Here is a 26,958-nt window from a genome sequence, read left to right on the forward strand (position 1 = left end):
ATGCTTGATTCAGAGCGAAGCCATTTGGATAAGCCTAAGTGAACTTAAATACCTAGGTCTATTACTTTTCTAAAATGGTAAAACGCATATTGTAGGCATTTTTTTCATCCGCTTGAAACGCTTCTGAATAGACTTCTTTAAAGTCCTTACCCCACTCGGGAAATTGGGTGTCGCCCTCGACTTGAGCTTCAATATGAGTAATATAAAGTTTATCTGCGATGGCTAAGCATTCCGTATAAATCGCTCCACCACCAATAATCATCGCCTCCTCAACATCACCTGCTGCATTCAGTGCTTGTTGGATTGACGTAACAGTGGTGACCCCTTCGATGACGAACGAAGCATCACGGCTAATGACGATATTTAAACGACCAGGCAAAGGACGCCCAATCGATTCATATGTTTTACGCCCCATAATCACAGGTTTACCCATTGTACAACGTTTAAACCATGCAAAATCGGCAGGAAGGTGCCATGGCATCTGATTATCTTTACCAATAATTCGATTGTCTGCCATTGCCGCTATCATACTAATGATCATGTCATATCCTTCAGTTATAGAGATCAAGTTATAGAAATTAAATGATGGAGATTAAATTACAAAAAGCTCCAAAGAAACTCGAGCCACTGTGAGTTATTCGGCTAATAAAAAAGCCGCAAAACATATTGCGGCTTTTTGAATCATTGAATGATCAATCACGGACGTAAACGACATGACCGTCGTCTTCTTCATCGTCCCAGTCATCCCAATCATCGTCATCATCTTCAGTGATCACATCTTTACCAGCCATCGCATCTTTATGGTAATCGTCCCACATGAAGTTGACTTTGTCTTCTTCTGCAACTTCTTCCTCTTCACGAGGCAAGTTTTCCATAAAGTCAGCCAGTTTGTAACATAGCTCCTTAGTACCGTTGCGGTTGATCGCTGAGATCTTAAAGAACTCATCTTCCCAACCTAGCGCATCCAAGATCGCTTGGATCTTTTCATTAGCTTCTTCTTCTGGCATTAAGTCTGTTTTATTAAACACTAACCAACGTGGTTTATCCGCTAGCTTCTCACTATATTGCTCAAGTTCGTCAATAATCGTCAGTGCGTTTTGGACTGGGTCAGATTGATCAATCGGCATGATATCAATCATGTGTAACAGTACACGACAACGCTCTAGGTGCTTTAGGAAGCGAATACCTAGACCTGCACCGTCGGCAGCACCTTCAATAAGGCCAGGAATATCTGCAACGACAAAGCTCTTCTCAGGAACGACACTCACGACACCCAAGCTTGGAATAAGAGTAGTAAATGGGTAGTCTGCTACTTTTGGCTTTGCAGCGGATACTGCACGAATAAAGGTTGATTTACCTGCATTTGGCAAACCAAGCATACCAACGTCGGCTAACAACAATAGCTCAAGACGAATTTCACGAACTTCACCTTTTGTACCCAGCGTTCTCTGACGAGGAGCTCGGTTTACCGAAGATTTAAAACGCGTGTTACCAAGGCCGTGCCAGCCACCTTTAGCCACCATGATTTTTTTACCATGCTCGGCAACTTCTGCAACGATTTCATTGGTGTGAATATCAACCGCACGAGTACCAACCGGTACACGTAGGGTAATGTCTTTACCACGTTTACCTGTACAGTTACCGCCACGCCCGTTTTCTCCGCGTTCAGCTTCGTAAAAGCGTTGGAAACGGTAATCAATCAGGGTATTTAGGTTTTCATCGGCTTGGATATAAATATCACCACCATCACCGCCATCACCGCCATCAGGGCCGCCTTTAGTGATGAACTTTTCACGCCAAAAACTGACGACACCACTGCCGCCATCACCAGCTTGAACTTTTACTACCGCTTCATCTACGAACTTCATCTTTTACTCCGACTACTTCGTGCGTGGATTAAATCTGATTTGCCATCAAACAATTTTAGCAGATGACAGATCTAAGCTCCCAGTAACACTATACAATGTGCTAACAAGAAACTTCGATATGTCGACTGCCATAAATAAAAAACCCCGCCGAATCGGCAGGGCTTTTGAATTCAGCTATCTTGCTTTAAGATAATCAACCGTAAGGTTAAATTACTCAGCTTCGATGCTTACAAACTTACGGTTTTTAGGACCTTTCACTTCAAATTTCACTTTACCTTCAGTAAGAGCGAAAAGTGTGTGGTCTTTACCGATACCTACGTTGTTACCAGCGTGGAACTTTGTACCACGTTGACGAACGATGATGTTACCTGCAAGAACAGATTCACCACCGAAACGCTTAACACCAAGGCGTTTGCTTTCTGAATCGCGGCCGTTACGAGTAGAACCACCAGCTTTTTTGTGTGCCATTGTTAAACTCTCCTAATAAATTAAGCGTTGATACCAGTGATCTTCACTTCAGTGAACCACTGACGGTGACCCTGTTGCTTACGAGAGTGCTTACGACGACGGAACTTAACGATTTTGATTTTATCGCCACGACCGTGTTGTACAACTTCAGCAACAACTTTGCCGCCCTCTACAAGAGGTGCACCAACTTTGATGTCTTCGCCGTTAGCAACGAGAAGAACATTATCAAATTCAACAGTTGCACCAGTTTCAACGTCTAATTTCTCTAAACGAAGAGTTTGACCTTCGCTTACACGGTGTTGTTTACCACCAGATTGGAAAACAGCGTACATATTTTACTCCGCTTTTTCCGCACAGCCTGCAATCATAATTGAGCTAGGGTGTGCGCTAAACTAATCATCAATAGGGCGCAGATTCTACAGAAGAGATGCCCTTATGACAAGCCATATTTTTAAAAAGTTGGCGAAAAGCTAATCGCCAAAGAAAAGTGTGTCAATCATGCCGTTTAGCCATGTATTAATCAACGTTTTTTAGTGTATGATTCGACGATTAAACAAATAGAAAAAGCCTTGTAGGGTCTAACTTCAGCCGGATATACGATGGATTTTAAAACTATCCAAGCGCTTACTGCCGATGACATGGCAAAAGTGAATGAAACAATTCAAGCTCAATTAAACTCCGATGTTTCTTTAATAAACCAACTCGGATTTTATATTGTAAGTGGTGGAGGCAAGCGTCTAAGACCGTTGCTTGCCATTTTGTCTGCACGTGCACTTAATTACCAAGGCCATGGTCATACCATGGCTGCGGCGTTTATCGAATTCATTCATACAGCAACTTTACTTCATGATGATGTTGTTGATGAATCTGATATGCGACGGGGCAAAGCGACTGCTAATGCTGCCTTTGGTAATGCTGCAAGCGTGTTGGTCGGTGACTTTATTTACACACGTTCATTTCAAATGATGACTGAACTAGGATCAATGAAGATCCTCAAACTTATGAGTAATGCCGTTAATGTCATTGCTGAAGGTGAGGTTCAGCAGTTAATGAACTGTAATGACCCCAACATCACTGAAGAAAACTACATGCAAGTTATCTACTCTAAAACTGCACGATTATTCGAGTCTGCCACTCAAATTGGTGCCATTCTTAGCAATGCGCCAGAAGAAGTTGAAGTGGCTATGCAGAATTATGGTAAGTACCTTGGCACAGCTTTTCAACTGATTGACGACGTGATGGACTACACTTCTGATGGCAAAGATATGGGGAAAAATGTCGGGGACGATTTAGCAGAAGGTAAACCAACCCTACCTTTGCTCCATGCAATGCATAACACAACAACTGACAACGCCACCATGATTCGTGAAGCGATTGAGAAATCAAATGGCATGGAGTACTTGGAGGAAATTTTACAGGTAATGGAGCAATCTGGCTCACTAGAGTACACCACTAAAAAAGCATTAGAGGAAGCAGATAAAGCTATAGCAGAACTCGAAGTATTGCCTGAGTCGGAATATAAAGAAGCCATGATAAGCTTAGCACATATGGCCGTTAATCGGACTAAGTAGCTCTTAGTTAGTTGATCTGAAAAAGTAACACATCAAAGAAAGATTGGCTTTTCTTTGATGTGTTACTGCAATTGTAAATAGAAGTTAATAATATTGATGACAGCCACCGTGTAGCTGTGGATTCTCTTCTATTTCGTCAAAGCCTAGTGCGAGTTGCTCTTCTGAGCCTTGCTTAGCGAGTAGTACCATCTGTGCTTCTCTATCGACAACCAAGATAGTCCCCACCCCTTGTTGACACTCTACTATCAACCCTTTATGGACACGATTTGCTTCCATCGTTTGCTCCTTTGGTTACTTTTTGGATTCAAAAATACCTTTAGGTTAAAAAGTTGATACGTAGTGATAGCATCAAAGATCAAAAAAGCCGAGCACTCGCGCTCGGCTTTGTAGATAGAATAATCGAACGCTTATTTAGCGAACTCCACACCGATGTTGATATCGCCGTTTAGAGTTTCCAGCATGCCGTCTAACGCAGACTTTTCGTAGTCACTCAATGCACCGTAGCTTAGCACTTCTTCTACGCCATTTTTACCTAGCTTCACAGGTTGCGCGAAGTAAGGGGCGTGTTCACTGCCTCCATCTACGTATGCACATTCAACAACACCCTCTTCGCCTTGTAGAGCACGAACAAGTGACAGACCAAAGCGACACGCCGCCTGCCCCATAGACAAGGTTGCACTGCCACCACCCGCTTTTGCTTCGACAACTTCTGTACCTGCGTTCTGGATTCGCTTGGTCAGAGCTTCTACTTCTTCAATACTAAACTCAACACCTTCAATTTGCGAAAGAAGAGGAAGGATAGTGACACCAGAGTGACCACCAATAACAGGTACATGAACTTCTCTTGGATCTTTACCTTTTAGCTCAGCAACGAAAGTTTCTGAACGGATAATATCTAGCGTCGTAACGCCAAACAGCTTACGCTTATCATAAACACCCGCTTTCTTAAGAACTTCAGCTGCAATTGGCACAGTTGTGTTAACTGGGTTAGTAATAATGCCAACACATGCTGTTGGACATACAACCGCAATCTTCTCTGCTAACGACTTAACAATGCCAGCATTAACATTGAAAAGATCGGCACGATCCATACCAGGCTTACGAGCAACACCCGCTGAGATTAGTACGACATCGGCACCGTCAAGTGCAGGCGTTGGGTCTTCGCCAGAGTAACCTTTAATTGAAACAGGTGTCGGGATGTGACTGAGATCGGCAGCAACACCAGGGGTGACTGGTGCAATATCATATAAAGCTAAATCAGAACCTGCAGGTAAACGGTTCTTAAGTAGAAGGGCCAAAGCTTGACCGATACCGCCAGCGGCACCAATAACGGCGACTTTCATGTAATTCTCCTTGAGAGTATTTCTCTTATATACGTATTTATAGGATCTTCTATTGTTAATTAAGATAAAAATATCGAAATCAAAACTTGATTACAATCAATAAACGCTAGCTTTGCGACCTCGCGCAACTCACCAGATAGTGTAAATGAATAAAGATTTAATTATTATAAAATACAGTTTAAATACAATAGATTCAAAGAGGTAAAAATAAAAACTAACGAATTTACAGTACGGCAAACTATTAGATTTTTACAGTGACCAAAGTAACATAATCTACCGAGTACTTGGCACCGCTTGAATATATATGCAAGAATATGCAAATTGCTGACCCTACTTTAGAGAATCATAATAATTATGCGCAATTCAGAAAAACAAGATTATTTAGTTCGCGCTTTTAAGGCCTTGCTAAAAGAAGAAAGCTTCGGTTCACAGGGGGAGATTGTTGATGCACTTAAACAACAAGGCTTTGAAAGCATCAATCAGTCAAAAGTTTCTCGTATGCTGACAAAATTTGGCGCAGTTAGAACACGTAACGCAAAAATGGAAATGGTCTATTGTCTACCTGCAGAACTTGGTGTGCCGACAGTAAGTAGTTCTCTACGCGAACTGGTTTTAGACATTGATCATAATGCTGCTCTCGTTGTTATTCACACAGGTCCAGGTGCTGCTCAACTTATTGCACGCTTGCTTGATTCCTTAGGTAAATCGGAAGGTATTCTTGGTGTTGTTGCAGGTGATGATACTATTTTTATTACCCCAACTCTACCGGTCCCTACTGAACAGCTATTTCGCTCCGTGTGCGAACTTTTTGAATACAACGGCTAGTCTACCAATCTGAAGCAGTAAAATATCTACAAGGTGTTTGACCCTGCTTTATTCAAACACCTACACCCCATCGATTATCACAATCAACACAAATAGTGTCACATATCTCTAATTTTTTCATTATAACCCCAAAACATCAGAATATAGCGCTAAAATATTGTTAATTAAAATAATTTAATATTGCAATGATTTATTGGAATGTTTAAAAGTTCAATCTAGGTCACTTTATTTATTGATTGGATGAATAAACTTTTCGTGTTTTTTTGTTATCATTTATTTTCTTTTTCAAGTATATGGATTGAGAAAGATATCGTTTGAAGTGAAACTATTGGACCTATCACCCATTGGACCTACTAATAGTCATTTCCATGCTAATGATGAATATAAGGAAGGAAATTCATGGCATTTAACAAATTTCTTCAAGTTAGTGCGATTACAGCAGCAGTAATAGGAGCTGGCACAGTTAATGCTCAAGATTTTATTACTATCGGTACTGGCTCAGTAACAGGTGTCTATTACCCAACTGGTGGTGCCATCTGTAAATTGGTCAACAAAGGTCGTAAAGAGCATAAGATTCGTTGTTCTGTTGAGTCAACCGGTGGCTCAATTTATAACGTAAACACCATGCGTAACGGAGAACTTGATTTTGGTATTGTTCAATCAGATTGGCAGTACCACGGCTATAATGGAACCAGTAAATTTAGTAAACAAGGCCCATATAAAAAACTTCGTGCGATGTTTTCCTTACATACCGAACCTTTTAATATCATTGCTCGTACCGACTCAAACATTAATAGCCTAAAAGATCTCAAAGGCAAACGCGTCAATATTGGAAACCCAGGCTCGGGTGACCGTGCCACTATGAGTGTGGTAATGGATGCAATGGGATGGAAAAATGACAGTTTTAAACTCGCCTCTGAGTTAAAAGGCTCTGAGCGCTCACAAGCCCTTTGCGATAATAAGATCGATGCATTTATCTACATGGTTGGCCATCCGAATGGTTCAATAAAAGAAGCCACAACATCTTGTGAAGCAAAGCTCGTTCCTGCAACTGGACCTGAAATAGAAAAAATCGTAGCGAACAATCCTTACTATGCGTTCAGCAACGTTCCTGCTGGGATGTACCGCGGAACTGAAAAAGACGTTAACAGCTTCGGTGTTGCTGCAACTATGGTAACAACAAGCGATGTTTCAGATGACGTTGCCTACAATGTTGCCAAAGCTGTATTCGAGAATTTTGAGACATTCCAACGTCTACACCCTGCTTTTGCTAACCTTAAGAAAGAAGATATGGTCCAAGCGGGCCTTTCGATTCCTCTTCACCCAGGGGCAGAAAAATACTACAAAGAGGTGGGTCTTCTAAAATAAACAGTGCATTGCATTTAACGCACATTAAACGGCACCTCTAGCTTAATGTGCGTTATAAGTATGATTTACATTGTGAAATATATGTATATTTTCGCAATTTTATAGACAAAGATGCAGCTTTTTTCCGACGTAATTGAACTCTCGCTCGTATCTAAAGCAACCTAGAATATCAGTAACAATGATCTTTTCGAGCTAGGCTCAGTGTAACCCTAAATATCAACAACATATATCTATCGATGTAATTCTCTAATACCACTTGTACTTAGAGTAATATGAACATGACTAAGGGGACTCATATACCTTTAAGTCATTTTGTATGTAAAGAATGCAATAGAAATAGAACCATCAATAATAAGGAAAAGTACATGATGACGAATAAAACTGCGTCAAAAGATGTGCAAGAAATGGTGGCTCAAGCAGATACAGGGGCCCGCGATCCATCTGGCTTACAAGGCCGAATCTTGTGGTTTGTTCCTCTGTGCTGGTCACTTTTTCAACTTTGGTATGCCTCACCACTACCATTTATTTTTAATTTTGGAGTGCTCAATGATACTGAAGCACGAGCCATTCACCTCACTTTTGCAACATTTCTTGCCTTTACTGCCTATCCGGCCATGAAGCGCTCTCCACGAGATACTATCCCACTTATTGATTGGTTATTAGCACTCGGGGCAAGCTTTTCTTCTTGCTATATATATATTTTCTATACTGAATTAGCTGGACGTTCAGGCGCACCTCTACAAGTCGATATTATTATCTCAGTAATCGGTATGTTACTACTGCTGGAAGCTACCCGCCGTGCATTAGGTCCTCCTCTGATGATCGTTGCTGCCGTTTTTCTCACCTATACATTTGCTGGCCCTTACATGCCAGAAGTCATTGCCCATAAAGGAGCCAGTTTAAATAAGGCCATGTCACACCTTTGGTTAACCACTGAGGGTGTATTTGGTGTTGCTCTGGGGGTCTCTACATCTTTTGTATTTTTATTTGTTCTTTTCGGAGCCATGCTTGAACGGGCAGGCGCAGGCGCTTATTTCATCAAAGTCGCCTTCTCTTTGTTAGGCCATATGAAAGGTGGCCCAGCGAAGGCAGCCGTCGTCGCTTCAGGACTGTCTGGTTTAGTCTCAGGCTCTTCGATTGCAAACGTAGTCACAACAGGCACCTTTACTATTCCCCTAATGAAAAGAGTTGGCTTTCCAGGAACCAAAGCTGGTGCAGTTGAAGTGGCCGCTTCGACCAATGGTCAATTAACGCCACCTATTATGGGGGCAGCGGCATTTCTGATGGTCGAGTATGTGGGGATTTCTTACGTTGAAGTCATTAAAGCTGCCCTTCTCCCTGCCCTCATTTCTTACATTGCTCTGATTTATATTGTCCACCTTGAAGCCTGTAAAGCGGGGATGACAGGCCTACCTCGACGCCATAATCCAACGCTGCTGTATAGCTTACTTTCTTTTACCGGCACGATTCTCGGACTCTGTGTAATCAGCGCGGCTGTTTATTATGGTGTTGGATGGACAAAAGATGTTTTTGGTGAAGCCGCCACAATGATCGTCACTGGAGCCTTATTACTTTCCTATGTCGGTTTAGCAAAAATATCAGCAAACCACGCTCAGCAAGGTAAGGTTGAGATCGATGCGGAACTAACAGAAGTCCCTGAGCCTGGACCAACCATTAAGTCTGGTTTGCACTTTTTACTGCCTATCGTGGTATTAGTTTGGTGCCTAACTGTCGAGCGTTTTTCACCCGGCCTATCAGCTTTCTGGGCAAGTGTATTCATGATTTTTATCTTGCTCACTCAGCGACCGTTGATCGCTTGGCTATCCAAACAAAATGATCTGATCGAACCGACAAAAGCTGGCGTGACTGACTTACTCGAAAGTCTCGTATCTGGTGCCCGTAATATGATCGGTATTGGTGTAGCCACAGCTGCAGCAGGAACGGTTGTCGGTGTCGTGACACTAACTGGTATTGGCTTGGTGATGACCGACTTCGTCGAATTTATCTCAGGTGGAAGTATCATTCTGATTTTGCTGTTCACCGCAGTGATCAGTTTAATTTTAGGAATGGGTTTACCCACCACAGCTAACTACATCGTTGTTTCAACCTTGATGGCTCCAGTTATCGTCACACTGGGTGCTGCACACGGCCTAATCATTCCACTTATTGCAGTACACTTATTTGTCTTTTACTTTGGCATCTTAGCTGATGATACTCCGCCGGTTGGTTTAGCCGCTTTTGCTGCTGCAGCCATTGCAAAATCGGATCCTATCAGAACAGGTATTCAAGGTTTTACTTATGACATTCGTACCGCAATTCTGCCCTTTATGTTCGTCTTTAACACTCAGTTATTATTAATTGGGGTCGACTCTTGGTGGCATTTAGCGCTGACGATTATCTCTTCCATTATTGCGATGTTGATTTTCTCAGCAGCAACACAGGGTTGGTGGTTAACACGCAATAAGTGGTGGGAAACCGTCATACTGCTGGTTCTTACTTTTTCTTTCTTCCGACCAGGTTTTTGGTGGGACATGATTTACCCAGCACACACTGTTTCTCCTGGAGTGGAAGTCACCCAGATTGCTCAAAACCTTAAACCAGGTGAAACCCTTAAGTTGCGTGTTGCTGGTGAAAATTTAGAAGGAAAATATCAAGAGAAAACGGTCCGCCTTCCATTTGAGGAGCAGGCGAAAACTGGCGAAGAGCGCATCACATCGATGGGCCTAATGCTGCAAGAAAGCGATAATAAAATGCTGGTAGATATGGTCGAATTCGGCAGTCCAGCAGAAAACGCAGGGATTGATTTCGATTGGGAAATTAAGTCCGTCATTCAAGAGGCAAACCGCCCGATGAAAGAGTGGGTTTTTGTACCCTGTCTATTGCTGTTATTACTTCTCGCCATGAACCAAAAATACCGGGTCCGTCGAGAAGCTAAGACCAACTAGGCTTATCGCGTACCTTCGCACCTTAAATCACCTATCAGGCCTCGACTGTGTCGAGGCCTTTTGTGTTTCAATTTACTGTTTTTGCTGCCTGAACAAAACTTCTTACAACAGGGCTAGAGTGATGTTCGGTAAATTCATTGATTGCGCCACAAGCCTCAACTCGACCTGCAGCAATTAAGGCAAAATGACTAGCAATCGAGCGCGCGTCACTGAGATGATGCGTCACCATCAACACTGTAATATCTCGGGCGACGGCCAACTGTTTGACTAACACGAGCATCTCTTCACGCAAAACTGGATCAAGCGCAGAAAAAGGCTCATCCAATAACCAAATAGGATGAGGTTGAACAAAACAACGAGCCAGTGCCACCCGTTGCCGCTGACCTCCAGAAAGATGCTCTGGCAATCGATCAAGATAGTCTGCGACTCCAACCTGTACAGCAGCTTCTTCGATAAGCTTTTGCTCTGCTTCATTAAGCTTTAAGTTCGGTTTTAGTCCTAAAGCAATATTGTCTCTGACCGTCAAATGGGCAAACAAATTATGCTCTTGGAATAACATTGAACATGGGCGCTGATAAGGCTCTCTTGCCACAATAGAATGGCCTTCAACACATATGTCACCTTGCTCGGGGTTAATAAAACCAGCAACTAAAGCGAGTACCGTTGATTTGCCCGAACCACTAGGCCCCATTAAAGCAACAATTTGCCCCTTCTCAATGTTTAGATCAAAATAAAAACATTCTTGAAGATAGGTATATTGCACGTCACTCAATACTAGCATGGTACGTTATTCCTTGTTTTAAAGAGTTTTTCAATCAAAGCGAAACAACCTAAATTCAATAACAGCAAGGTCACAGAAACAACGGCCGCGGCTTCCATTTGGTAGCTTCCCAATAGCTGAAATAAATATAACGGCAAAGTCCGGAAATCTTGGCTGCCAAATAAAGCAATCGCACTTAAATCCCCCATCGAAAACATCAAGCTAATCGTAAATGCATGAGCAAAAGGTTTACGTAAGGCACGCCATTCAATCAGGCGGAAACGCTGCCAACCACGAAGGCCTAAGCTCGCACACAAGTATTGATATTGTTGTTCAATATGTAACATTGGCTGAGATAAGGTTTTAATCACGTAGGGTAACGCCATTAATCCGTTAACGACGATCACCACCCAAAACGCCAAACTGTATACGTCGGTTATTGAACGTAATAACAAAAATAATCCAGTACTGATCACTAAGCCAGGTGTCACTAAAATAATGGTACCAATAAACTCAATGTGATCGGCGCGCTTCGAGCGAAAAGATAATCGTAAACGTCGGCTTGTTTGTAAAATAGCTACGCCCGCTCCCATCGCTAATGTACTGGCCAACAGAGCCACCTTGATCGACGTTAATAATGCCGACCAAAACGCCTCGTCGGTTAAAACAGTCCAAATTTTCTGATTAAAACCGCTGATTAACACCATCAATAAAGGCGGTATTACGAGCAAAAAGGCACCTATGATCCAAAAGCTATCCCAAGCTTTTGACCACCGATGATCCTTCGTTAAGTATTGCTGTACCAAAGTACTACCACTGGTTACTGACATCGGTTTGGTTAATGCTTGAATGCCTAATGAAAGCACACTACAAAGCAGTATTTGCCATAGCGCCAGTAACGCTCCGGTTTGAAGATCAAAATCAAACTTAATGGCTTGATAAATCGCTAATTCTATTGTGGTTGACTTAGGGCCACCACCTAATGCCATCACCGTCGCAAAACTGGTAAAGCACAGCATAAAGACCAAGCCACACACGTGAGGCAATTGCTGTCTTAGCCGTGGCCATTCTACCCAGCGAAATTTATCCCAGTGACTCATCCCAAGATGCGCACACAATTTATGCTGCTCTGTTGGAATCGACTCCAAGGCTTGCACTAACAGGCGGGCAGCATACGGCATATTAAAGAAAACATGAGCAAGTAAAATACCACTCAAACCATAAATTGAAAAAGGCAGTTCAATATCAAGGCTGAGCAACCACTGGGCAAGTAAGCCACTATTACCGTAAATGGCTAATAAACCGAAAACACCAACCAAAACTGGTAAAACCAAGGTCGATGCAAACAGCTTAAGTAATAAAGATTTGCCTATAAACTCACGGCGGTACAGGGCATGAGCAAGTGGAATCGCTAACGTAATACTTAACCCCATCGAGAGGAAAGCTTGGTAAAAACTAAATTTAGTAACGTGTTGATAATAGGGATCGTTCCAAATTAAAGACACATCGAGATCTGGCGCTTGAACAAATAATGCACCAAGAGCGGCAACAACAAAGGTCGTGATAAGTATCGCGACCCCTAAACCGACTTTAGGAATATGATTCAAAAGTAGTCTCTATATTAATTGGTCAAAGCATGTTGCCACTCACGAACCCAAGATTTGCGCATTTTAGCGACATCATCGGTATCCAAGGTGAGTGTTTTTTGGGGAACATTTAATGCTGCAAACCCCTCGGGTAATGCTACCTTAGTCACTGGATACATCCAGTTTCCTGTCGGTATGACAGCTTGGAACGGTTCGCTCAAGATGAAGTTCATAAACTGATCGGCCAATTCAGGATGGGGGGAGTTTTTCACTTTTGCCGCCACTTCTACTTGCATGTAGTGCCCTTCTTTAAAGTCAGCACTGGCGTACTTTGTATCGTTTTCAGCAATCCGATGATAGGCAGGTGAGGTTGTGTAAGAAAGCACAAGATCAGATTCACCTTTTAAGAACATCGAATAAGCCTCAGACCAACCTTTGGTTACAGTCACCGTTTTATTTGCTAACTGCTTCCAGGCTTGATCGGCTTCCTCACCATAAAGAGATTTTATCCATAGCATCAAACCTTGTCCTGGAGTGGAAGTTCGTGGATCTTGATAAATAACCTTAAGATCATCGCGCTTCTCCAGCAATTCTTGCATACTTTTCGGCGGATTCTGCAACTTCTCTTTATCATAGATAAAAGCAAAATAGCCGTAATCATAAGGTAAAAAAGTATCGTTTTCCCAGCCATTTGGCAGCACGATCGTACTCAAGTCGACATTATGCTTTCCAAATAATCCGGTTTTTTTTGCTTCAGCCATTAAATGGTTATCTAGACCGAGAACAACATCTGCTTTGCTGCGTTCTCCTTCAAGACGTAACCGATTGAGAATCGAGACGCCATCATCCAGCGCAACAAAGTTGACCTGACAATCACACTGAGCTTCGAAAGCTTGTTTAATTTTGGGGCCTGGACCCCAATCGGCAGCAAAGGAATCATAGGTATAGACGGTAAGAGTGTCTTCAGCAGCATACGCAGAAGCTGAAGTGATCGCTACAAGGGCAACTAAACGACAAAAGGTTTTCACTGCTCGCTCTCCATTTACATTAGGTAGATATAGGTTGAGCGGCACAGGGTTGAGGCGGCTATTTGGGACCGATAATATCCAGACTCAATTCCTACGCCAGCATTATCTGGTTCAGGTAATACGGGTCCCTAGTTGCATATTAGATTGCATTTAGGTCTCAGCGTCCAGTTCACCAATATGTTCGGTACTGGGTGGCTCCCCGATGAGTAAGCAGAATTGTAAAGCTATTTGATGTATTTCACAATCAGCGTTGATCATACCCCCAGCGCGGCACCAAACCTTGTTCAACCCCTAGGTGATCCAATACTCTTGCCACCATAAAATCAACCAAATCCTCGATGCTTTGTGGCTGATGATAAAAACCCGGTGCCGCAGGCATGATTGTGACACCCATTCGCGATAGTTTGAGCATATTTTCAAGGTGCAATGTGGAGAAGGGGGTTTCTCGTACTACCAACAGTAATTGTCCACGTTCTTTGATCACAACATCTGCAGCGCGTTCAATCAGGTTATCCGACATACCATGTGCGATGGACGCTAAACTGCCCGCTGAACATGGGCAAACGATCATCTGCTTAGGTGCCGCTGAGCCCGAAGCAACGGGAGAGAACCAATCTTCTTTACCACAAACGGTGATGTTATCTGGAGTACAGTTGAGATGTTCAACCAATGCCTTTTGTGCCGCTTCAGGGCCGCTTGGCAGCTTTAAATCATGCTCGGTCGCCATCACGACTCGAGCCGCAGAAGAAATCAGCACGTAAACGTGGTAATCCGCAGCCACCAAACATTCAAGAAGACGAAGCCCGTACGGAGCACCAGAGGCGCCCGTCATAGCTAATGTGATGGCTTTTTTAGGGGTTGCTTTTTGCTGCATAAGTGTCATTAAGTTTTTTGTTTCAGTTGTTCGAGAAGCTTGCTATGGATACCACCAAAGCCACCATTACTCATCACAAGAATTTGGTCGCCAGGTTGCGATCTTTCGACGATTTTCGCAACAAAAGTATCCATTTCTGCATCAACAAACGCAGGCTGTTCACACTGTTCGGCAATCTCTTGTACAGACCATTCAATGTTATCTGGTTGAAAAAGAAATACTTCATCTGCATTATGCAGAGAAGATGCCAAAGTATTCTTATGAACACCGCGCTTCATCGTTGCAGAACTAGGCTCCAAAACGGCAAGAATTCGCTGTTTACCCACCTTATTACGTAAACCACCTAAAGTCAGTTCAATCGCTGTTGGATGATGAGCAAAATCATCATAAACCGTCACGCCCTGCTCTTCACCTTTCAGCTCTAAGCGACGTTTGGTATTAATAAAACGCCCAAGAGCCTGACAAGCCAGCTCGGGGACAACACCAACATGACGCGCAGCGGCAATCGCCATCAAAGCGTTATCTACGTTGTGATCACCTACGAGGTTCCAATCGACAAAGCCTACGGTCTCACCTTGTAGTGACACCTCAAACTTAGAACCATCAACAACCAATTTGTGCGCTTGCCAATCACCAGCGATACCAGTGAACTGCGTTTTTGTCCAACAACCGCGAGCAAGCACGTCTTTTAACGATGGATCTTGCTGCGGAGCAAGGAGTAAACCATTCTCCGGAACAGTGCGCACTAAGTGGTGGAATTGACGCTTGATCGCCTCTAGATCGTCGAAAATATCCGCATGATCGAATTCAAGGTTATTCATGATCAATGTGCGCGGGTGGTAGTGAACAAACTTAGAGCGTTTATCAAAAAACGCACTGTCATATTCATCCGCTTCGACCACAAAAAACATACTTTCCCCTAATCGAGCTGACACACCAAAGTTGCCTAATACTCCACCGACGAGGAAACCCGGCTGATAACCACAATCTTCTAAGATCCAAGCCAGCATGCTTGAAGTGGTTGTTTTACCGTGTGTTCCTGATACAGCCAGCACCCAGCGCTCACGGAGTAAAAACTCCTGTAACCATTGTGGACCAGAGGTATAACGCATATTCTTATTAAGCACAGCTTCAACACAGGGGTTACCTCGGCTCATCGCATTACCAATCACAACTAAATCAGGTTGAGGCTCAAGCTGCTTAGGATCAAATCCTTGGATTATTTCAATACCTTGAGACTCTAATAGAGTACTCATTGGGGGATAAACATTCGCGTCAGAGCCCGTCACTTTATGGCCTAGCTGGCGGGCTAAAATAGCTGCACCGCCCATAAACGTGCCACAGATGCCCAAGATATGAATATGCATAGATTTGCCTTGTAATACCAGTTTGATGCTTTCATTATCGTGATAACGAACAGAAAAGCGAGTCTCTTTGTTTGATCTTAACGTTTTTTCACCATACCACCTAAACTAACTGAAAAAGTCATCAACAGTATGTATGGTTCATACTAAATCAATCACTTCTTGTTGAATAAGACAATAAATTGAGATCTCAAACAGTTACTTCATTACCATTAATAAGATCCACGGCATAAAATTAATGCAAGGTAGTATTTTAGTATCCAGAAAGAGATGCGCATATTGCCTAACTCCCAATACAATGAAATGAAACAGGTAAGGATAAAACATGTCAGGACTGCGCACACTAGGCGAGTTCATCGTTGAAAAGCAAGTAGACTTTCCCCATGCGAGTGGTGATCTTTCATCTCTTCTAGCTTCGATTCGTCTCGCAGCAAAAATAGTGAACCGTGAAATCAATGCTGCTGGCCTTGGTGATATTACTGGTGCGGTCGGCACTGAGAACGTCCAAGGTGAAGATCAGCAAAAGCTTGATGTGTATGCCAACGACAAATTTAAAGCGGCTCTTGAAGCTCGTGATCAAGTATGTGGTGTTGCAAGTGAAGAAGAAGATGAAGCCATCACCTTTAACAAAGAATTGAACAAGAACGCTAAGTACGTTGTGTTAATGGATCCACTTGATGGCTCTTCTAACATTGATGTCAATGTTTCTGTTGGCACGATCTTTTCGATTTATCGCCGAGTATCACCTATCGGAACACCACCAATAGAAGAAGACTTCCTTCAACCAGGCAGTAAGCAAGTCGCTGCAGGTTATGTCATTTATGGCTCATCCACGATGCTGGTTTACACCACAGGTAATGGTGTGAATGGCTTTACTTATGATCCTTCAATTGGCAGTTTCTGTTTATCCCATGAAAACATGATGATTCCAGAAAACGGCAAGATCTACTCGATCAACGAAGGAAATTACATCCGCTTCCCTCTCGGGGTAAAAAAGTACATCAAATACTGCCAAGAAAATGAGCCTGAAGATGGCCGTCCTTACACTTCTCGCTACATTGGCTCTTTAGTTGCCGACTTTCATCGTAACCTACTCAAAGGTGGCATCTATCTCTACCCAAGCACTCAAAGCTACCCTCAAGGAAAATTACGTTTGCTGTATGAATGTAACCCCATGGCTTTCTTGATCGAACAAGCTGGCGGTCTTGCCTCGGATGGAATCAATCGTATTATGGATTTAAAACCAACAGAACTGCATCAACGGGTGCCATTTTTTGTTGGTTCAAAAAACATGGTACAAAAAGTTGAGGCTTTTCTTTCAGAACATCAAGACTAAGAGTAAACCAAGATCTTAGTTCAACGCAGCAGCAGTTTACCTGCTGCATTTTTGTCGCTAAAGTAAAGCAACAATTCACATCAATGACTACCTCATTTCACTGAAAAGGAACATTCAAATGAGTCTGAAAAATATACCAGCAGGTCTATCCCTTCCAGAAGACATCTACGTTGTTATCGAGATCCCAGCAAATGCCGATCCAATTAAATATGAAGTAGATAAAGACACTGGTGCTGTATTTGTCGACCGTTTCATGTCAGCCCCAATGTTCTACCCATGCAACTACGGCTATGTAAGCAACACTCTTTCTCTCGATGGTGATCCAGTAGATGTACTGGTTCCAACTCCTTACCCATTAATGCCAGGCTCTGTGATTCGTTGTCGTCCTGTTGGCGTACTGAGAATGACGGATGAATCTGGTGAAGATGCAAAAGTGTTTGCGGTTCCGCACTCAAAAATCTCAAAAGAATACGATCATATTCAAAACGTCGACGACATCCCTGAACTATTGAAAGCACAGATCACTCAGTTCTTTGAACGCTATAAAGAGCTTGAAGATGGCAAATGGGTGAAAGTTGATGGTTGGGCAGATGTTGACGCCGCTAAAGCAGAAATCCTAGAGTCTTACCAGCGAGTAAAATAGAGACATATCTTTGACACCTAAAAACATATACCCAGGTGAATCAATCACTTGGGTATTTCCTTACCAGACAATGCATCACTACTCTATATACGATTAAACACGCTGACACCAATCACCAGAAGCGATTTCTTCGTTTAACACTTCTGCGCCTTGGTATAAATAAATCCAAGACAAACCAAACGGCGTCCCAATGAATTCTCGACGATATTCAATCGGGACATCCTCGAGTTTATCCAACTCGTCTAACGTCTCATTATCAATTAAGTAAATCTCACCTAATACAGATTTTTGTCCTGTGGACAATGCAGGGTATGGGCCAAGGTCATACAGTGCAAACTGAGCATCTGTTCTATGATGCCCAAGAAACTCTGCATGTTTTAAAAAGCTGTGATGGCACTCTCCTTGACGTAGTGTGCCATAAACAAAGACCAAATGTTGCATAAGCTCTCCTTTATTCCTTTCCATCACAATGTGCAAAGCAGGTTTTTATAATAACGGCTTACCCTGTAGCAACCTAAGATATGAGCATATATAAAACAAAAGCATCTAATAAGATCAACTAGTTAAAATCAAATTGATATAATAGATCTACCGCACTATCAACTCCCGACACAGCCTCAACATAAAGATCTTTCAGTAAACGATAGCGCACCGTGAATTCACCAAGTGAGTTAAAAATACCAACCCCATATTTCACTTGTAAACCAGGAAGAATATAGCCGCTCACCGTAACCTGAGAGTCATCACCTACTCCTGCTGTATCTAATTGTAGATCTTCCACTCCAAATGCCTCCCCAATCTGGCCAACAACTTGGCCACTCTGAGCTAAGCTCAAGCCAATAAGAGCCGTGGTCATCGCATTATCGCCTGATTCAGCATCCAACTTTTGGCCACGCAATAGATAAGAAAGTGCATTGGCTTGTGACATCGCTGGTTGAGAAAATACCTCAACTTTCGGTTCGTTGGCCGGTCCAGTGACGTTAATCCCTGCAATAACATCATCTTGAGTATTGTCTGGATTGCGTATTGCTTTAATTGCTATATAAGGCTGATCGACAGGACCATTCATTAAGATTTTTCCTTTCTCAATCTGCAAATCTTGACCAAATGATCGATAAGAACCATCAATGATATTTACTTCACCAACGATAAATGGTCCTTTATCTTTCTGGGTAACATTAAGCTTACCTTGTAGATTACCGTTAAGTCCAAACGCGGAGAATTCAAAGTCTTTACCGATATCGATATCAACATCTGTGACGACCTTAAAAGGTAATTTTGCCGTGTTATTAAGAGGTCGAACATTGGCACTTAAAATAACGGTATCAGAGGAGACCTTTACCGCACTAGGGGGTAGCTCATCGATCAATATCCGTCCCCAAGGTAAATGTATTTTACCGTCAATTTTAGCTATGTTTGGCTGAATATTTATCGTCATATTAGGCTCAACAATCGCTTTACCTATTGGAGATAAATCCACTTTTAATTCTTTAGCAAAAACATGAGCACTTGAATGCCAATTATATAAATCCTGCCAATCCGCCGCACCATCAACGGATAGTTTTCCATCTGGAGTAATAATATCGACATTTAGTTCAGCTTGATGTCCCTTAAAGTCGAGTACCATTTGACCAGAATTAATATCAATCGGCGTCACTTCCCCTTGGAGCTTGAGTTGGTTAAGCGTAACATGACCATTGATTTTAGGATGCATAATGTCTCCTGATAAGGCTAAATCAGAATCAAGACTGGCTTTCATCTCACTAAACTCTCCCAACAATGGTGATAAGAAGTCTAAGTTAAAAGTAGAAACCGAAACTTGGCCACCAATAGTTGCATCATCAGTAGACACATTATTCAGCATCAGATCACCAGAAATAGCTCCGTTGTCTGTGACATCGAGCAACCATTTTGTGGTTAATTTATCTTCTGCCAACTTAGCTTTGAGATTTATCTCATTCCACTTTATTGTGATAGGTTCATCCAGTTTTTGAACGACTTTTCCTTCTGGAATAGTAATAATTGCATTCAACTCAGGCTTTGTTTCAGGAGCCCATTTCGCATAGATATCAGCATCCAAAGCACCATGTAATTGAGTTTCTTTGGGTAAAAAATTGTCGATTTGGTCGAAGTTAAAATTACTGATTGCTAACGCCACTTCTCCTTTTTTACCTAATGTAACATCTTGAGTTAGACATATTTTGGATTCAGCTTGCAACCAACAATTTGCCTGAACATCGACGAGTTGCTTGTCAATATTTGCCGTTATTTGTGTTGGTTTTTCTAAAACCCATGGGCCTTGAGGCGTACCTAGAGCAAGGCGTTGTATTGATCCATCCCAGATCAATTCTGGTTTTTGTTTCAAACGACCTTCAATCTCAACATGGCTAGCCAATTTTTCTGACGTTAAATCCCATATAAGTTTATGGCTTTGTTCATCTCCGGATAAAGACACATCCGTACGTTGAACATGCTGGCCATCATAAAAAATATTTTTCACCACTAAATTAAGATTTGCTTTAGGATTTGGAAAAGGAGCGACGTTTCCCGTTAAGACTGCACTAGCAATTTGTAATTGCTCTTGCCATTTAAGCTTATTCAGTGACACATCCAGATCAGCTTGTGGCTGCTTCACATTACCACGAATGGCAATGGTACCTACCATATTACCAGCAAGATCAGGTATCGTTTTCGCAAGATCGAGGAATTTAACTTCCAAATCCATCAAAATGTCATTGTCTATTTTGCCAGTTACCTGCAACAAATTTGGGCCATGGGATAATGTCAATCCTCGAGTGTTCAAGTGGATACTTTCGGTTTTACCTGTTTTATCAATAGCCTCTAATTGCCCTTTGATGTTAAGAGGATAACCACGTAGAACCCCATCAATATCGAGCATAGGTAGACTCACTTGCCAACCACCTTGAGATGTTAAAGAGCCTGAAGTTTTCAACTGGCCATTTAAATTTCCTTCAATGTCTTTCCATTGCAGACCAGGCTGTATGTGTGCCAAGTTTAAATCAGCTTGCCAATTTAGCGGTGCATGCCAGTTGACCATCACGTCACCTGATAGCTCTCCACCTAAGGCATTAATCACGATACTTTCTAAATCAATTTGCTCTAAGCTCCCTGTCCCCTTTACGTTCACACCCACAGCAGGGATATCTTTCCCCAAGGCTTCTCCTTGTAAAGAGAGGCTATAATCGTTTAGGGAACCTTTTGCTTCGACGTTAGACAGCGAAAATTGATAATCACTTTTACCAACAAGTGGCCATTGTGCTTTAACTTTGTTCAACGTGAGCTCAAAGGGTACATCTGGTTTTAATGGTTGAAGTTGAGCGTGAATTTCAGCCGTCGCAACCTCAGTTAATGAAGCTTGAATTTCAAGATCGGCAACACTTCCCGAAACTGATAAAGCCAGTTTTTGTCCTTTAACATTCGCTTGCTTGATTAATCCGTCTACTTGCGCTTGAAGTGGATAGTTTGCAGATAATGTCAGCTGCGTACTGAGTTCTGCATCAATCTCTGGCATTTTGAGTTCAAGGTTCCGCACATTAACTTTATCACCACCCGCTTCTGCTTCGATACCTAAATGGTTCACAGTGAATGGTGTTTGACCATTCAATTGAAAGTCATTGATATCCAAACGTTGAAGCTTGATCTTAAGAGGGAGCCAAATTTCAGGTAAAACAATTTGCTTGGTTGCTCCTCCAGATGTTACTGCGACGTTGCTTGATGTGTTTGGGCTGGTATGACTCTTTGCAGGCAGGGAAACATTGATAACATTGAGCATCGTTGGTTCAACCACCAAGCGATCACCTTGTATAGATAATGCTGTTGAAAAATCTTGCCAATCTATTTTATTACCTAGAATATTCAGGCTGACTTCGTTCAAATTAACTTTATTAACGAAAATTGGTAGAGGAGAACTCACTCTTTGAGTCGGTGGTTTTTCTTCTACTAGCGATTCCTGTTCAGGCAACTCTGACACCTGAAAGTCTACACCTTGCAAAGTAACTTCATTAATACATACTCTTATATTGAGTAAGCATTGCGCATCTATCGCCAATGTAACACGATCTGCCTTAGCATTAATATGTAAACTATCATCTAAAAATGTCACATTATTTAAGGAAAAGCCCGGAAATAATGCACCTTGAGCTTGTTCAACCTTCAGCTGTGGTAGTATTTTCTCTGTTCCCCACAAAACCAGTTGTAAACCCGATTGGGTGAATAAGCCAACACCCAGACAAATACTCAGGAATAATATTAAACTTAACAAAGCGAAAGAGAACCATTTCATCCACTTAAACGAGAGAGTCATCATAATTCAGGCCCCAAAGAGAAGTGAAGACGAAATTCTGGTCTGGGTTTCTCATCTAATCCCCAAGCAAAATCTAAACTGACTGGCCCAACAGGAGAGCCCCAACGAATCCCTAGACCAGCCCCTCTCATCCATTTAGGTTTTTCATTAAAAGCATCACCAATATCATAAAATACAGCACCCCACCAATCGCCATAAAGCCGGTATTGATACTCCAATGTACTGGTAAGAAAGTATTTCGCCCCGGTCAGAGCACCACTAGCGTCAGTTGGTGAAATAGACTCATATTTGTATCCTCGAATGCTATTATCACCACCAGCAAAAAAACGTAGAGACGGAGATAATTTATCTAATTCATGGGTCAAGTTAGCACCACCATCTAAGCGAAATAGACCTCGGTTATTTTTGCCGATAGAGCGAATCCAAGATGTTCGGCCTAGTAAGCGTAAGATTTGAGTTTCAGATAACAGTTTAGGGTCGCCATACTCAATCTTGAGACTTTGTTTATCTCCCCACATTGGCATATTACCACCACGGGTACGAGTACGAGAGAAAGAGACACCAGGCAGGACAAATTGCACACCATCATCTTGCAAGCCTTGGGAAAAATTTTCATACAAATGACGAACATATAGGGTTTTATGCCAACCATGATCGCTTAACCAATGACGTTCTAAAGAGAAAGTAGATTCCAAGCTTTCAGTATCGCTTCTATCCAGATGACGTAAACCTAACTGAGTCTGATAATATTCATGCTGGACATCCGCTAATGGAATTTTATAGCTAGCAGTAATAGTCTGTTCAGGTTTAGACAAAGCCAGTGCGGTATTAAAGCTATGACCACGTCCACTGACCCAAGGTTTCTTCCATTTTAGAGTGCCACGAATGCCGATATTAGTAGAATAACCCAGACCTGTTTCTAACTGATTTTTGGCCGCTGGCGCAAGGGCAACTTTAATCGGTAAGTCTCGCCCATCGTCGAGCTTGGTTAAATCAGGCTCTACAAATACTGATGAAAACCAATCTGTATTTGATAAGTTTTGATTATACTGCCCAATTTCAGACACTAAATACGGCTGCCCATTCTCAAATGGGCTAAGTGAATCTACCCTATCTTGCCAAATTTGACTGCCAGTAATCTCCAAAGAACCAAAATGGTAACGAATACCACTGTTATAATGTAAACGTATTTTTGCTTCATTTAACTCAGGAATAACTTCCAATCGACTCAAACTGAAATCACCATTAAAGTAACCTCGTTGCAAAGCCAGATTACGAATTCCAGACTTCAAACTGTCGTAATCACCTTGATTGAGTACTTTACCTATTTTTAATGGTGAATCTTGGATTAACTTTGTGAAAGCTTCATCTTCCTTTGCTTCTCCCTTTAAAGAAATGTCTATCATTTTGATCCGAACTGGCTCTCCAGGAGTAATATTAACTACCAGATCTTCATTATGTTTAGAGAATAAACCGTAGGCAATTTTGGGGTGGTAATAGCCAAGAGCATTAAGGGCTTCTGTAATGCTTTTCTCGACTCTAGAACGAAAACGCAAAGTATTGGCATAGTCTTTCTTAGGAATAGAAGACAAATAAGCATCAACATTATCTTTTAACTCGTCGTCTATCCCTTTAATCTTAAGAGACATAGTGGCATGTGCACTATGAGAAAAAACAAGCAGGCTAGCAATTATTAAGAAAGCTTTTTTTATCATGCTTTTTAGTTGAATGGATGAATAAACGTAAACAATGATAGCGTCAATTTAAAGCTAAGTCTGTAATAGTACAGGTTGTATCGAAATTAATGTCACTAAAACGCAAAATTAAAACAACATATCTACTCTATATCCATATGATTTGAGCGCATCACAAGGCAAAACACCATGTTAACAAATAAAGAAAGCATCATTAGTGCAAAAAATGCTCTACCAGGCAGAAGTTCACCAATACAAATCGAACCAATCCATTTTGTTAATCAATCGGACTTATTTGCACCACTAGCAGCAAACCAACAAGTTATTTTATTAGGTATGGGCTGTTTTTGGGGCGCAGAGCGCTTATTTTGGCAACAATCAGGCATTATATCCACGTCAGTAGGCTATTCAGGCGGTTATACTCCTAATCCTACATACGACGAGGTATGTTCAGGCCTGACTGGTCATACCGAAGTGGTACGAGTTGTTTTCGACCAAAAAATTACAACATTAGAGCAGATATTGAGCTTATTCTGGGAGAAACACAATCCTACCCAAGGCATGCGTCAAGGCAACGACCTAGGTAGTCAATATCGTTCTGCAATTTACACCTACTCTGAGCAGCAACAAGCTATTGCAGAACAGTCTAAACAGACTTATCAACATGTATTAAATCAAGAAAAAACAGGCACTATTAGCACCGAAATCCTCACTGCTGGACCTTACTACTTTGCCGAAACTTACCATCAGCAATATTTAGCTAAAAACCCAAATGGCTACTGTGGTTTAAGTGGAACAGGAGTTTGTTTCCCTGTTCCTGACGAGTGAAAATTACATGAGTTTAAGCGCAAACTTTTAAGCATAAGAATAAAAAAATAACACTTATACTGGCAATAATAAGATGGCTCGATTCACTTCGCGAAATACTGATAATAGCTGAGGGTTTTTCACATCAGGGAGTAGCACTTTTCCGTTATCAAACTCAAATTCTCCGATACCCGCGATCAAAAATCGGCCTTTAAATAAAGTTTTAACAAAACGTGCCACTTGGTTTGGACGATAAACAGAAAACTCACGGAACATAATGACCTCAAAATCCTTGTCAAAGACGATTGCTAATCCAAAGCAATCTTCGCATACCATTTGCGACAGAGATCATTCTAACAAACTCTAACCAGAAAGAAAATAAACAAACCATCATACTATAAATTATAGGTACTAGCTCGAGAGGATAAATCCAAGTTCAATTTTTAACGATGCAACACTTTGGGAGCTTCTAAACAAACCTAGCACCTTGAAGTGGCTCTTAGAGCTGATGAACGGGTATACTTGTAAATTATCCACAAATATGGAATGTACATAGCATGAAAGCCAGAATTCTTCTCTCTCTTCTTTTGACCGCGTCTCCAACCTTGGTTCAAGCTCACAACCTTCAATTAGGCCAGCAACTACCTGCGGTAACGGTTAATGCTTATGGTGAAATAGTAATGCAAGATAAAGGTGTTGCTTACCAACCATGGAAAACCCAGAGTATGCTCGGCAAGGTACGAGTAATTCAGGCTATCGCAGGTCGCAGCAGTGCTAAAGAAATGAATGCCCCTTTGATGACCGCGATCACGGCCTCTAAATTCCCTGCAGAAGCCTATCAAACCACCACTATCATCAACCAAGATGACGCGATATGGGGAACAGGTTCGTTTGTTAAGTCTTCCGCGCAAGATAGTAAAATACAATTCCCTTGGTCTTCTATGGTGTTGGATGAAAACGGTATCGTGGCAAATCAATGGGCATTAAAAGAAGAGAGTTCCGCCATTATTGTCCAAGACAAGCAAGGTAATATTTTATTTATCAAGGAAGGGGCATTGACGCCTGAAGAAGTGGCCCAAGTACTAGAAATTATTCAGAAAAATATTTAAAATCAGAAAGACTTTCAGTTGATCTTTCAGTAGCCTGGTAACAGATAAAGTTGCTAAAATAATATGTTTAATTACACCAATAAATGTATTTATCACTCAGCTATAAATGGGTGTTATTTTTAAGAGATTCAGTTGATTAACTGGAAAACTATTAATATACGAATCAGAATTATTGTTATATTATAACAATAATTCTGATTCGGGCGTTAAAATGCATTCTCATTGTAAAGCATATCAAAATCACTGGCATCGCAAGGTCGCTCTGTTTATTAGTGCGCTTATGCTTGTCTGGAGCTTTGCAACTATCGCTCACCAACTTGATGTCACCCCCGAACACCACACTGACCATCATTGCCAATTATTTTCTGGCCTTCAGCACGGTACATTAAAATCTTTACCGATACTGACCCCACCCAGCTTTCATCGTTCCTACTTTGTTGACAGCCAACAAAAAAGGCAACAGGTTACCTCACTTCTTCCTTCTGCTCGCGATCCACCTTTAATGCTTAATATTTAACAATGTCTGTCTATTTGCTACCTAAATGCCCTAAAAAGGCTTGGGTGAATAAACTTAGATATATGAACAAGTAAAAAAACTGCAATAGACTTAAACTAAATTTAAAAATATTAATAACTTTTAAGCCAAATTAAAGGAATAACACTATGCCATCAAAACACATTCTTGCACTGACCATCGGTTTATCTTTTAGCGCAGCGACCGTTCATGCAGAAGAGTATCGCCAACATGAAGCCCATGTTCATGGCCATGCTGAATTCAACATCGCTCAAGATGGCCATGATCTTCTGATTGAAGTGAAATCACCGGGTGCGGATATCGTCGGTTTTGAGCACGCCCCACAGGATGCACAGCAAGAAAAAGCACTCACGCTTGCAGTGAACAAACTCAAAGATGCGACTTCTCTTTTCACCATTAACCCGCAAGCAGACTGTACTCTCGAAGAGGCACGTGTTTCTCATACATTGAATAAGCATCATGAGGAACATAACGATGCCAAGCATGGACATGAAGATCACGATCATGAAG

General features: G+C 41.8%; 25 protein-coding genes and 1 riboswitch. Of the genes, 10 read left to right on the top strand and 15 right to left on the bottom strand.

What is annotated here, in order from left to right:
- Positions 1-61: 61 nt before the first annotated feature.
- The 4 genes from folA to rplU all read right to left on the bottom strand — a co-directional run bounded on the left by folA (position 62) and on the right by rplU (position 2,668).
- On the bottom strand, positions 62-541 hold the full coding sequence (gene folA, locus VSA01S_RS02050; RefSeq protein WP_039978754.1) for a type 3 dihydrofolate reductase: 480 nt from the start codon (positions 539-541) through the stop codon (positions 62-64).
- Positions 542-692: 151 nt separating this feature from the next.
- Complete coding sequence (gene cgtA, locus VSA01S_RS02055; protein ID WP_039978753.1) at positions 693-1,868, bottom strand: Obg family GTPase CgtA; 1,176 nt, start codon at positions 1,866-1,868, stop codon at positions 693-695.
- Positions 1,869-2,078: 210 nt separating this feature from the next.
- Complete coding sequence (rpmA, locus tag VSA01S_RS02060; protein WP_005383095.1) at positions 2,079-2,336, bottom strand: 50S ribosomal protein L27; 258 nt, start codon at positions 2,334-2,336, stop codon at positions 2,079-2,081.
- A 20-nt stretch (positions 2,337-2,356) separates the two neighbouring features.
- Positions 2,357-2,668, bottom strand: a complete 312-nt coding sequence (rplU, locus tag VSA01S_RS02065) for a 50S ribosomal protein L21 (protein ID WP_021709383.1) — start codon at positions 2,666-2,668, stop codon at positions 2,357-2,359.
- A 267-nt stretch (positions 2,669-2,935) separates the two neighbouring features.
- Here rplU and ispB point away from each other — a divergent pair, with 267 nt between their 5' ends.
- A complete protein-coding gene (gene ispB / locus VSA01S_RS02070; protein ID WP_039978752.1) occupies positions 2,936-3,907 on the top strand; it encodes an octaprenyl diphosphate synthase in 972 nt (323 codons plus the stop codon).
- Positions 3,908-3,991: 84 nt separating this feature from the next.
- Here ispB and VSA01S_RS02075 read toward each other — a convergent pair whose 3' ends face one another.
- Together VSA01S_RS02075 and mdh are read right to left on the bottom strand one after the other, a co-directional pair.
- Positions 3,992-4,183: a hypothetical protein gene (locus VSA01S_RS02075; protein WP_021709385.1), complete on the bottom strand. Its 192-nt coding sequence runs from the start codon at positions 4,181-4,183 to the stop codon at positions 3,992-3,994.
- A gap of 131 nt (positions 4,184-4,314) precedes the next feature.
- Entirely contained in the window at positions 4,315-5,250 is a 936-nt protein-coding gene (gene mdh / locus VSA01S_RS02080) for a malate dehydrogenase (protein WP_039978750.1), read from the bottom strand.
- Between the two features lie 354 nt (positions 5,251-5,604).
- Here mdh and argR point away from each other — a divergent pair, with 354 nt between their 5' ends.
- The 3 genes from argR (at position 5,605) to VSA01S_RS02095 (ending at position 10,388) form a co-directional block, all read left to right on the top strand.
- Positions 5,605-6,075 (top strand): transcriptional regulator ArgR, encoded by a 471-nt coding sequence (gene argR / locus VSA01S_RS02085; protein ID WP_039978749.1) that lies wholly within the window; start codon positions 5,605-5,607, stop codon positions 6,073-6,075.
- Positions 6,076-6,474: 399 nt separating this feature from the next.
- Positions 6,475-7,443, top strand: a complete 969-nt coding sequence (locus tag VSA01S_RS02090) for a TAXI family TRAP transporter solute-binding subunit (RefSeq protein WP_039978748.1) — start codon at positions 6,475-6,477, stop codon at positions 7,441-7,443.
- A 365-nt stretch (positions 7,444-7,808) separates the two neighbouring features.
- Positions 7,809-10,388, top strand: coding sequence for a TRAP transporter permease (locus VSA01S_RS02095; RefSeq protein WP_039978747.1), 2,580 nt, complete (start codon positions 7,809-7,811; stop codon positions 10,386-10,388).
- Positions 10,389-10,455: 67 nt separating this feature from the next.
- On the opposite strand, the gene thiQ is transcribed toward VSA01S_RS02095, so the two are convergent.
- The 5 genes from thiQ to mpl form a co-directional block, all read right to left on the bottom strand.
- Positions 10,456-11,169 (bottom strand): thiamine ABC transporter ATP-binding protein, encoded by a 714-nt coding sequence (gene thiQ, locus VSA01S_RS02100; protein ID WP_039978746.1) that lies wholly within the window; start codon positions 11,167-11,169, stop codon positions 10,456-10,458.
- Complete coding sequence (gene thiP / locus VSA01S_RS02105; RefSeq protein ID WP_083932189.1) at positions 11,163-12,755, bottom strand: thiamine/thiamine pyrophosphate ABC transporter permease ThiP; 1,593 nt, start codon at positions 12,753-12,755, stop codon at positions 11,163-11,165. Before thiP ends, thiQ begins: the two co-directional genes overlap by 7 nt.
- 14 nt (positions 12,756-12,769) lie before the next feature.
- Positions 12,770-13,762 carry a thiamine ABC transporter substrate binding subunit gene (thiB, locus tag VSA01S_RS02110; protein WP_039978744.1) on the bottom strand — a complete coding sequence of 331 codons (993 nt, stop codon included), beginning with the start codon at positions 13,760-13,762 and terminating at the stop codon, positions 12,770-12,772.
- A 71-nt stretch (positions 13,763-13,833) separates the two neighbouring features.
- Positions 13,834-13,974, bottom strand: a riboswitch (TPP riboswitch).
- Positions 13,975-14,006: 32 nt separating this feature from the next.
- Entirely contained in the window at positions 14,007-14,645 is a 639-nt protein-coding gene (locus VSA01S_RS02115; RefSeq protein ID WP_039978742.1) for a flavin prenyltransferase UbiX, read from the bottom strand.
- Positions 14,645-16,003, bottom strand: a complete 1,359-nt coding sequence (gene mpl, locus VSA01S_RS02120) for a UDP-N-acetylmuramate:L-alanyl-gamma-D-glutamyl-meso-diaminopimelate ligase (protein WP_039978740.1) — start codon at positions 16,001-16,003, stop codon at positions 14,645-14,647. Before mpl ends, VSA01S_RS02115 begins: the two co-directional genes overlap by 1 nt.
- Before the next feature lie 322 nt (positions 16,004-16,325).
- On the opposite strand from mpl, the gene fbp reads away from it, so the two are divergent.
- Both fbp and ppa read left to right on the top strand, forming a co-directional pair.
- On the top strand, positions 16,326-17,336 hold the full coding sequence (gene fbp / locus VSA01S_RS02125; RefSeq protein ID WP_039978738.1) for a class 1 fructose-bisphosphatase: 1,011 nt from the start codon (positions 16,326-16,328) through the stop codon (positions 17,334-17,336).
- Positions 17,337-17,454: 118 nt separating this feature from the next.
- Entirely contained in the window at positions 17,455-17,979 is a 525-nt protein-coding gene (ppa, locus tag VSA01S_RS02130; RefSeq protein ID WP_039978737.1) for an inorganic diphosphatase, read from the top strand.
- Positions 17,980-18,072: 93 nt separating this feature from the next.
- On the opposite strand, the gene VSA01S_RS02135 is transcribed toward ppa, so the two are convergent.
- The 3 genes from VSA01S_RS02135 to tamA form a co-directional block, all read right to left on the bottom strand.
- Positions 18,073-18,420: a gamma-glutamylcyclotransferase family protein gene (locus tag VSA01S_RS02135; protein ID WP_039978735.1), complete on the bottom strand. Its 348-nt coding sequence runs from the start codon at positions 18,418-18,420 to the stop codon at positions 18,073-18,075.
- Positions 18,421-18,538: 118 nt separating this feature from the next.
- Positions 18,539-22,306 (bottom strand): autotransporter assembly complex protein TamB, encoded by a 3,768-nt coding sequence (gene tamB, locus VSA01S_RS02140; RefSeq protein ID WP_039978733.1) that lies wholly within the window; start codon positions 22,304-22,306, stop codon positions 18,539-18,541.
- On the bottom strand, positions 22,303-24,018 hold the full coding sequence (gene tamA / locus VSA01S_RS02145) for an autotransporter assembly complex protein TamA (protein ID WP_039978731.1): 1,716 nt from the start codon (positions 24,016-24,018) through the stop codon (positions 22,303-22,305). The genes tamB and tamA overlap by 4 nt, the downstream gene beginning before the upstream one ends.
- Before the next feature lie 168 nt (positions 24,019-24,186).
- Here tamA and msrA point away from each other — a divergent pair, with 168 nt between their 5' ends.
- A complete protein-coding gene (gene msrA, locus VSA01S_RS02150) occupies positions 24,187-24,825 on the top strand; it encodes a peptide-methionine (S)-S-oxide reductase MsrA (RefSeq protein WP_039978730.1) in 639 nt (212 codons plus the stop codon).
- Positions 24,826-24,879: 54 nt separating this feature from the next.
- Here the strand turns inward: msrA and VSA01S_RS02155 are convergent, their stop codons facing one another.
- Positions 24,880-25,080, bottom strand: coding sequence for a DUF1107 domain-containing protein (locus tag VSA01S_RS02155; protein WP_039978982.1), 201 nt, complete (start codon positions 25,078-25,080; stop codon positions 24,880-24,882).
- A 281-nt stretch (positions 25,081-25,361) separates the two neighbouring features.
- Between VSA01S_RS02155 and VSA01S_RS02160 the strand changes: the two genes are divergently transcribed.
- The 3 genes from VSA01S_RS02160 to VSA01S_RS02170 all read left to right on the top strand — a co-directional run.
- Positions 25,362-25,913 carry a YtfJ family protein gene (locus VSA01S_RS02160; protein WP_039978728.1) on the top strand — a complete coding sequence of 184 codons (552 nt, stop codon included), beginning with the start codon at positions 25,362-25,364 and terminating at the stop codon, positions 25,911-25,913.
- A 211-nt stretch (positions 25,914-26,124) separates the two neighbouring features.
- Positions 26,125-26,430, top strand: coding sequence for a DUF2607 family protein (locus tag VSA01S_RS02165; RefSeq protein ID WP_039978726.1), 306 nt, complete (start codon positions 26,125-26,127; stop codon positions 26,428-26,430).
- A 146-nt stretch (positions 26,431-26,576) separates the two neighbouring features.
- The coding region (locus tag VSA01S_RS02170) for a ZrgA family zinc uptake protein (RefSeq protein WP_147052662.1) at positions 26,577-26,958 on the top strand (382 nt) is incomplete at its 3' end.

Origin of the sequence: Vibrio sagamiensis NBRC 104589 (assembly GCF_007990935.1) — a bacterium.
Classification (GTDB): Bacteria; Pseudomonadota; Gammaproteobacteria; order Enterobacterales; family Vibrionaceae; genus Vibrio; species Vibrio sagamiensis.

Coding starts and splice junctions, on each gene's coding strand:
- mpl (WP_039978740.1), bottom strand. CDS start 16,003: ATGCATATTCATATCTTGGGCATCTGTGGCACGTTTATGGGCGGTGCA.
- VSA01S_RS02160 (WP_039978728.1), top strand. CDS start 25,362: ATGAAAGCCAGAATTCTTCTCTCTCTTCTTTTGACCGCGTCTCCAACC.
- VSA01S_RS02090 (WP_039978748.1), top strand. CDS start 6,475: ATGGCATTTAACAAATTTCTTCAAGTTAGTGCGATTACAGCAGCAGTA.
- folA (WP_039978754.1), bottom strand. CDS start 541: ATGATCATTAGTATGATAGCGGCAATGGCAGACAATCGAATTATTGGT.
- mdh (WP_039978750.1), bottom strand. CDS start 5,250: ATGAAAGTCGCCGTTATTGGTGCCGCTGGCGGTATCGGTCAAGCTTTG.
- rpmA (WP_005383095.1), bottom strand. CDS start 2,336: ATGGCACACAAAAAAGCTGGTGGTTCTACTCGTAACGGCCGCGATTCA.
- argR (WP_039978749.1), top strand. CDS start 5,605: ATGCGCAATTCAGAAAAACAAGATTATTTAGTTCGCGCTTTTAAGGCC.
- VSA01S_RS02075 (WP_021709385.1), bottom strand. CDS start 4,183: ATGGAAGCAAATCGTGTCCATAAAGGGTTGATAGTAGAGTGTCAACAA.
- tamB (WP_039978733.1), bottom strand. CDS start 22,306: ATGATGACTCTCTCGTTTAAGTGGATGAAATGGTTCTCTTTCGCTTTG.
- VSA01S_RS02135 (WP_039978735.1), bottom strand. CDS start 18,420: ATGCAACATTTGGTCTTTGTTTATGGCACACTACGTCAAGGAGAGTGC.
- VSA01S_RS02115 (WP_039978742.1), bottom strand. CDS start 14,645: ATGACACTTATGCAGCAAAAAGCAACCCCTAAAAAAGCCATCACATTA.
- VSA01S_RS02095 (WP_039978747.1), top strand. CDS start 7,809: ATGATGACGAATAAAACTGCGTCAAAAGATGTGCAAGAAATGGTGGCT.
- thiQ (WP_039978746.1), bottom strand. CDS start 11,169: ATGCTAGTATTGAGTGACGTGCAATATACCTATCTTCAAGAATGTTTT.
- tamA (WP_039978731.1), bottom strand. CDS start 24,018: ATGATAAAAAAAGCTTTCTTAATAATTGCTAGCCTGCTTGTTTTTTCT.
- rplU (WP_021709383.1), bottom strand. CDS start 2,668: ATGTACGCTGTTTTCCAATCTGGTGGTAAACAACACCGTGTAAGCGAA.
- msrA (WP_039978730.1), top strand. CDS start 24,187: ATGTTAACAAATAAAGAAAGCATCATTAGTGCAAAAAATGCTCTACCA.
- fbp (WP_039978738.1), top strand. CDS start 16,326: ATGTCAGGACTGCGCACACTAGGCGAGTTCATCGTTGAAAAGCAAGTA.
- cgtA (WP_039978753.1), bottom strand. CDS start 1,868: ATGAAGTTCGTAGATGAAGCGGTAGTAAAAGTTCAAGCTGGTGATGGC.
- ppa (WP_039978737.1), top strand. CDS start 17,455: ATGAGTCTGAAAAATATACCAGCAGGTCTATCCCTTCCAGAAGACATC.
- ispB (WP_039978752.1), top strand. CDS start 2,936: ATGGATTTTAAAACTATCCAAGCGCTTACTGCCGATGACATGGCAAAA.
- VSA01S_RS02155 (WP_039978982.1), bottom strand. CDS start 25,080: ATGTTCCGTGAGTTTTCTGTTTATCGTCCAAACCAAGTGGCACGTTTT.
- VSA01S_RS02165 (WP_039978726.1), top strand. CDS start 26,125: ATGCATTCTCATTGTAAAGCATATCAAAATCACTGGCATCGCAAGGTC.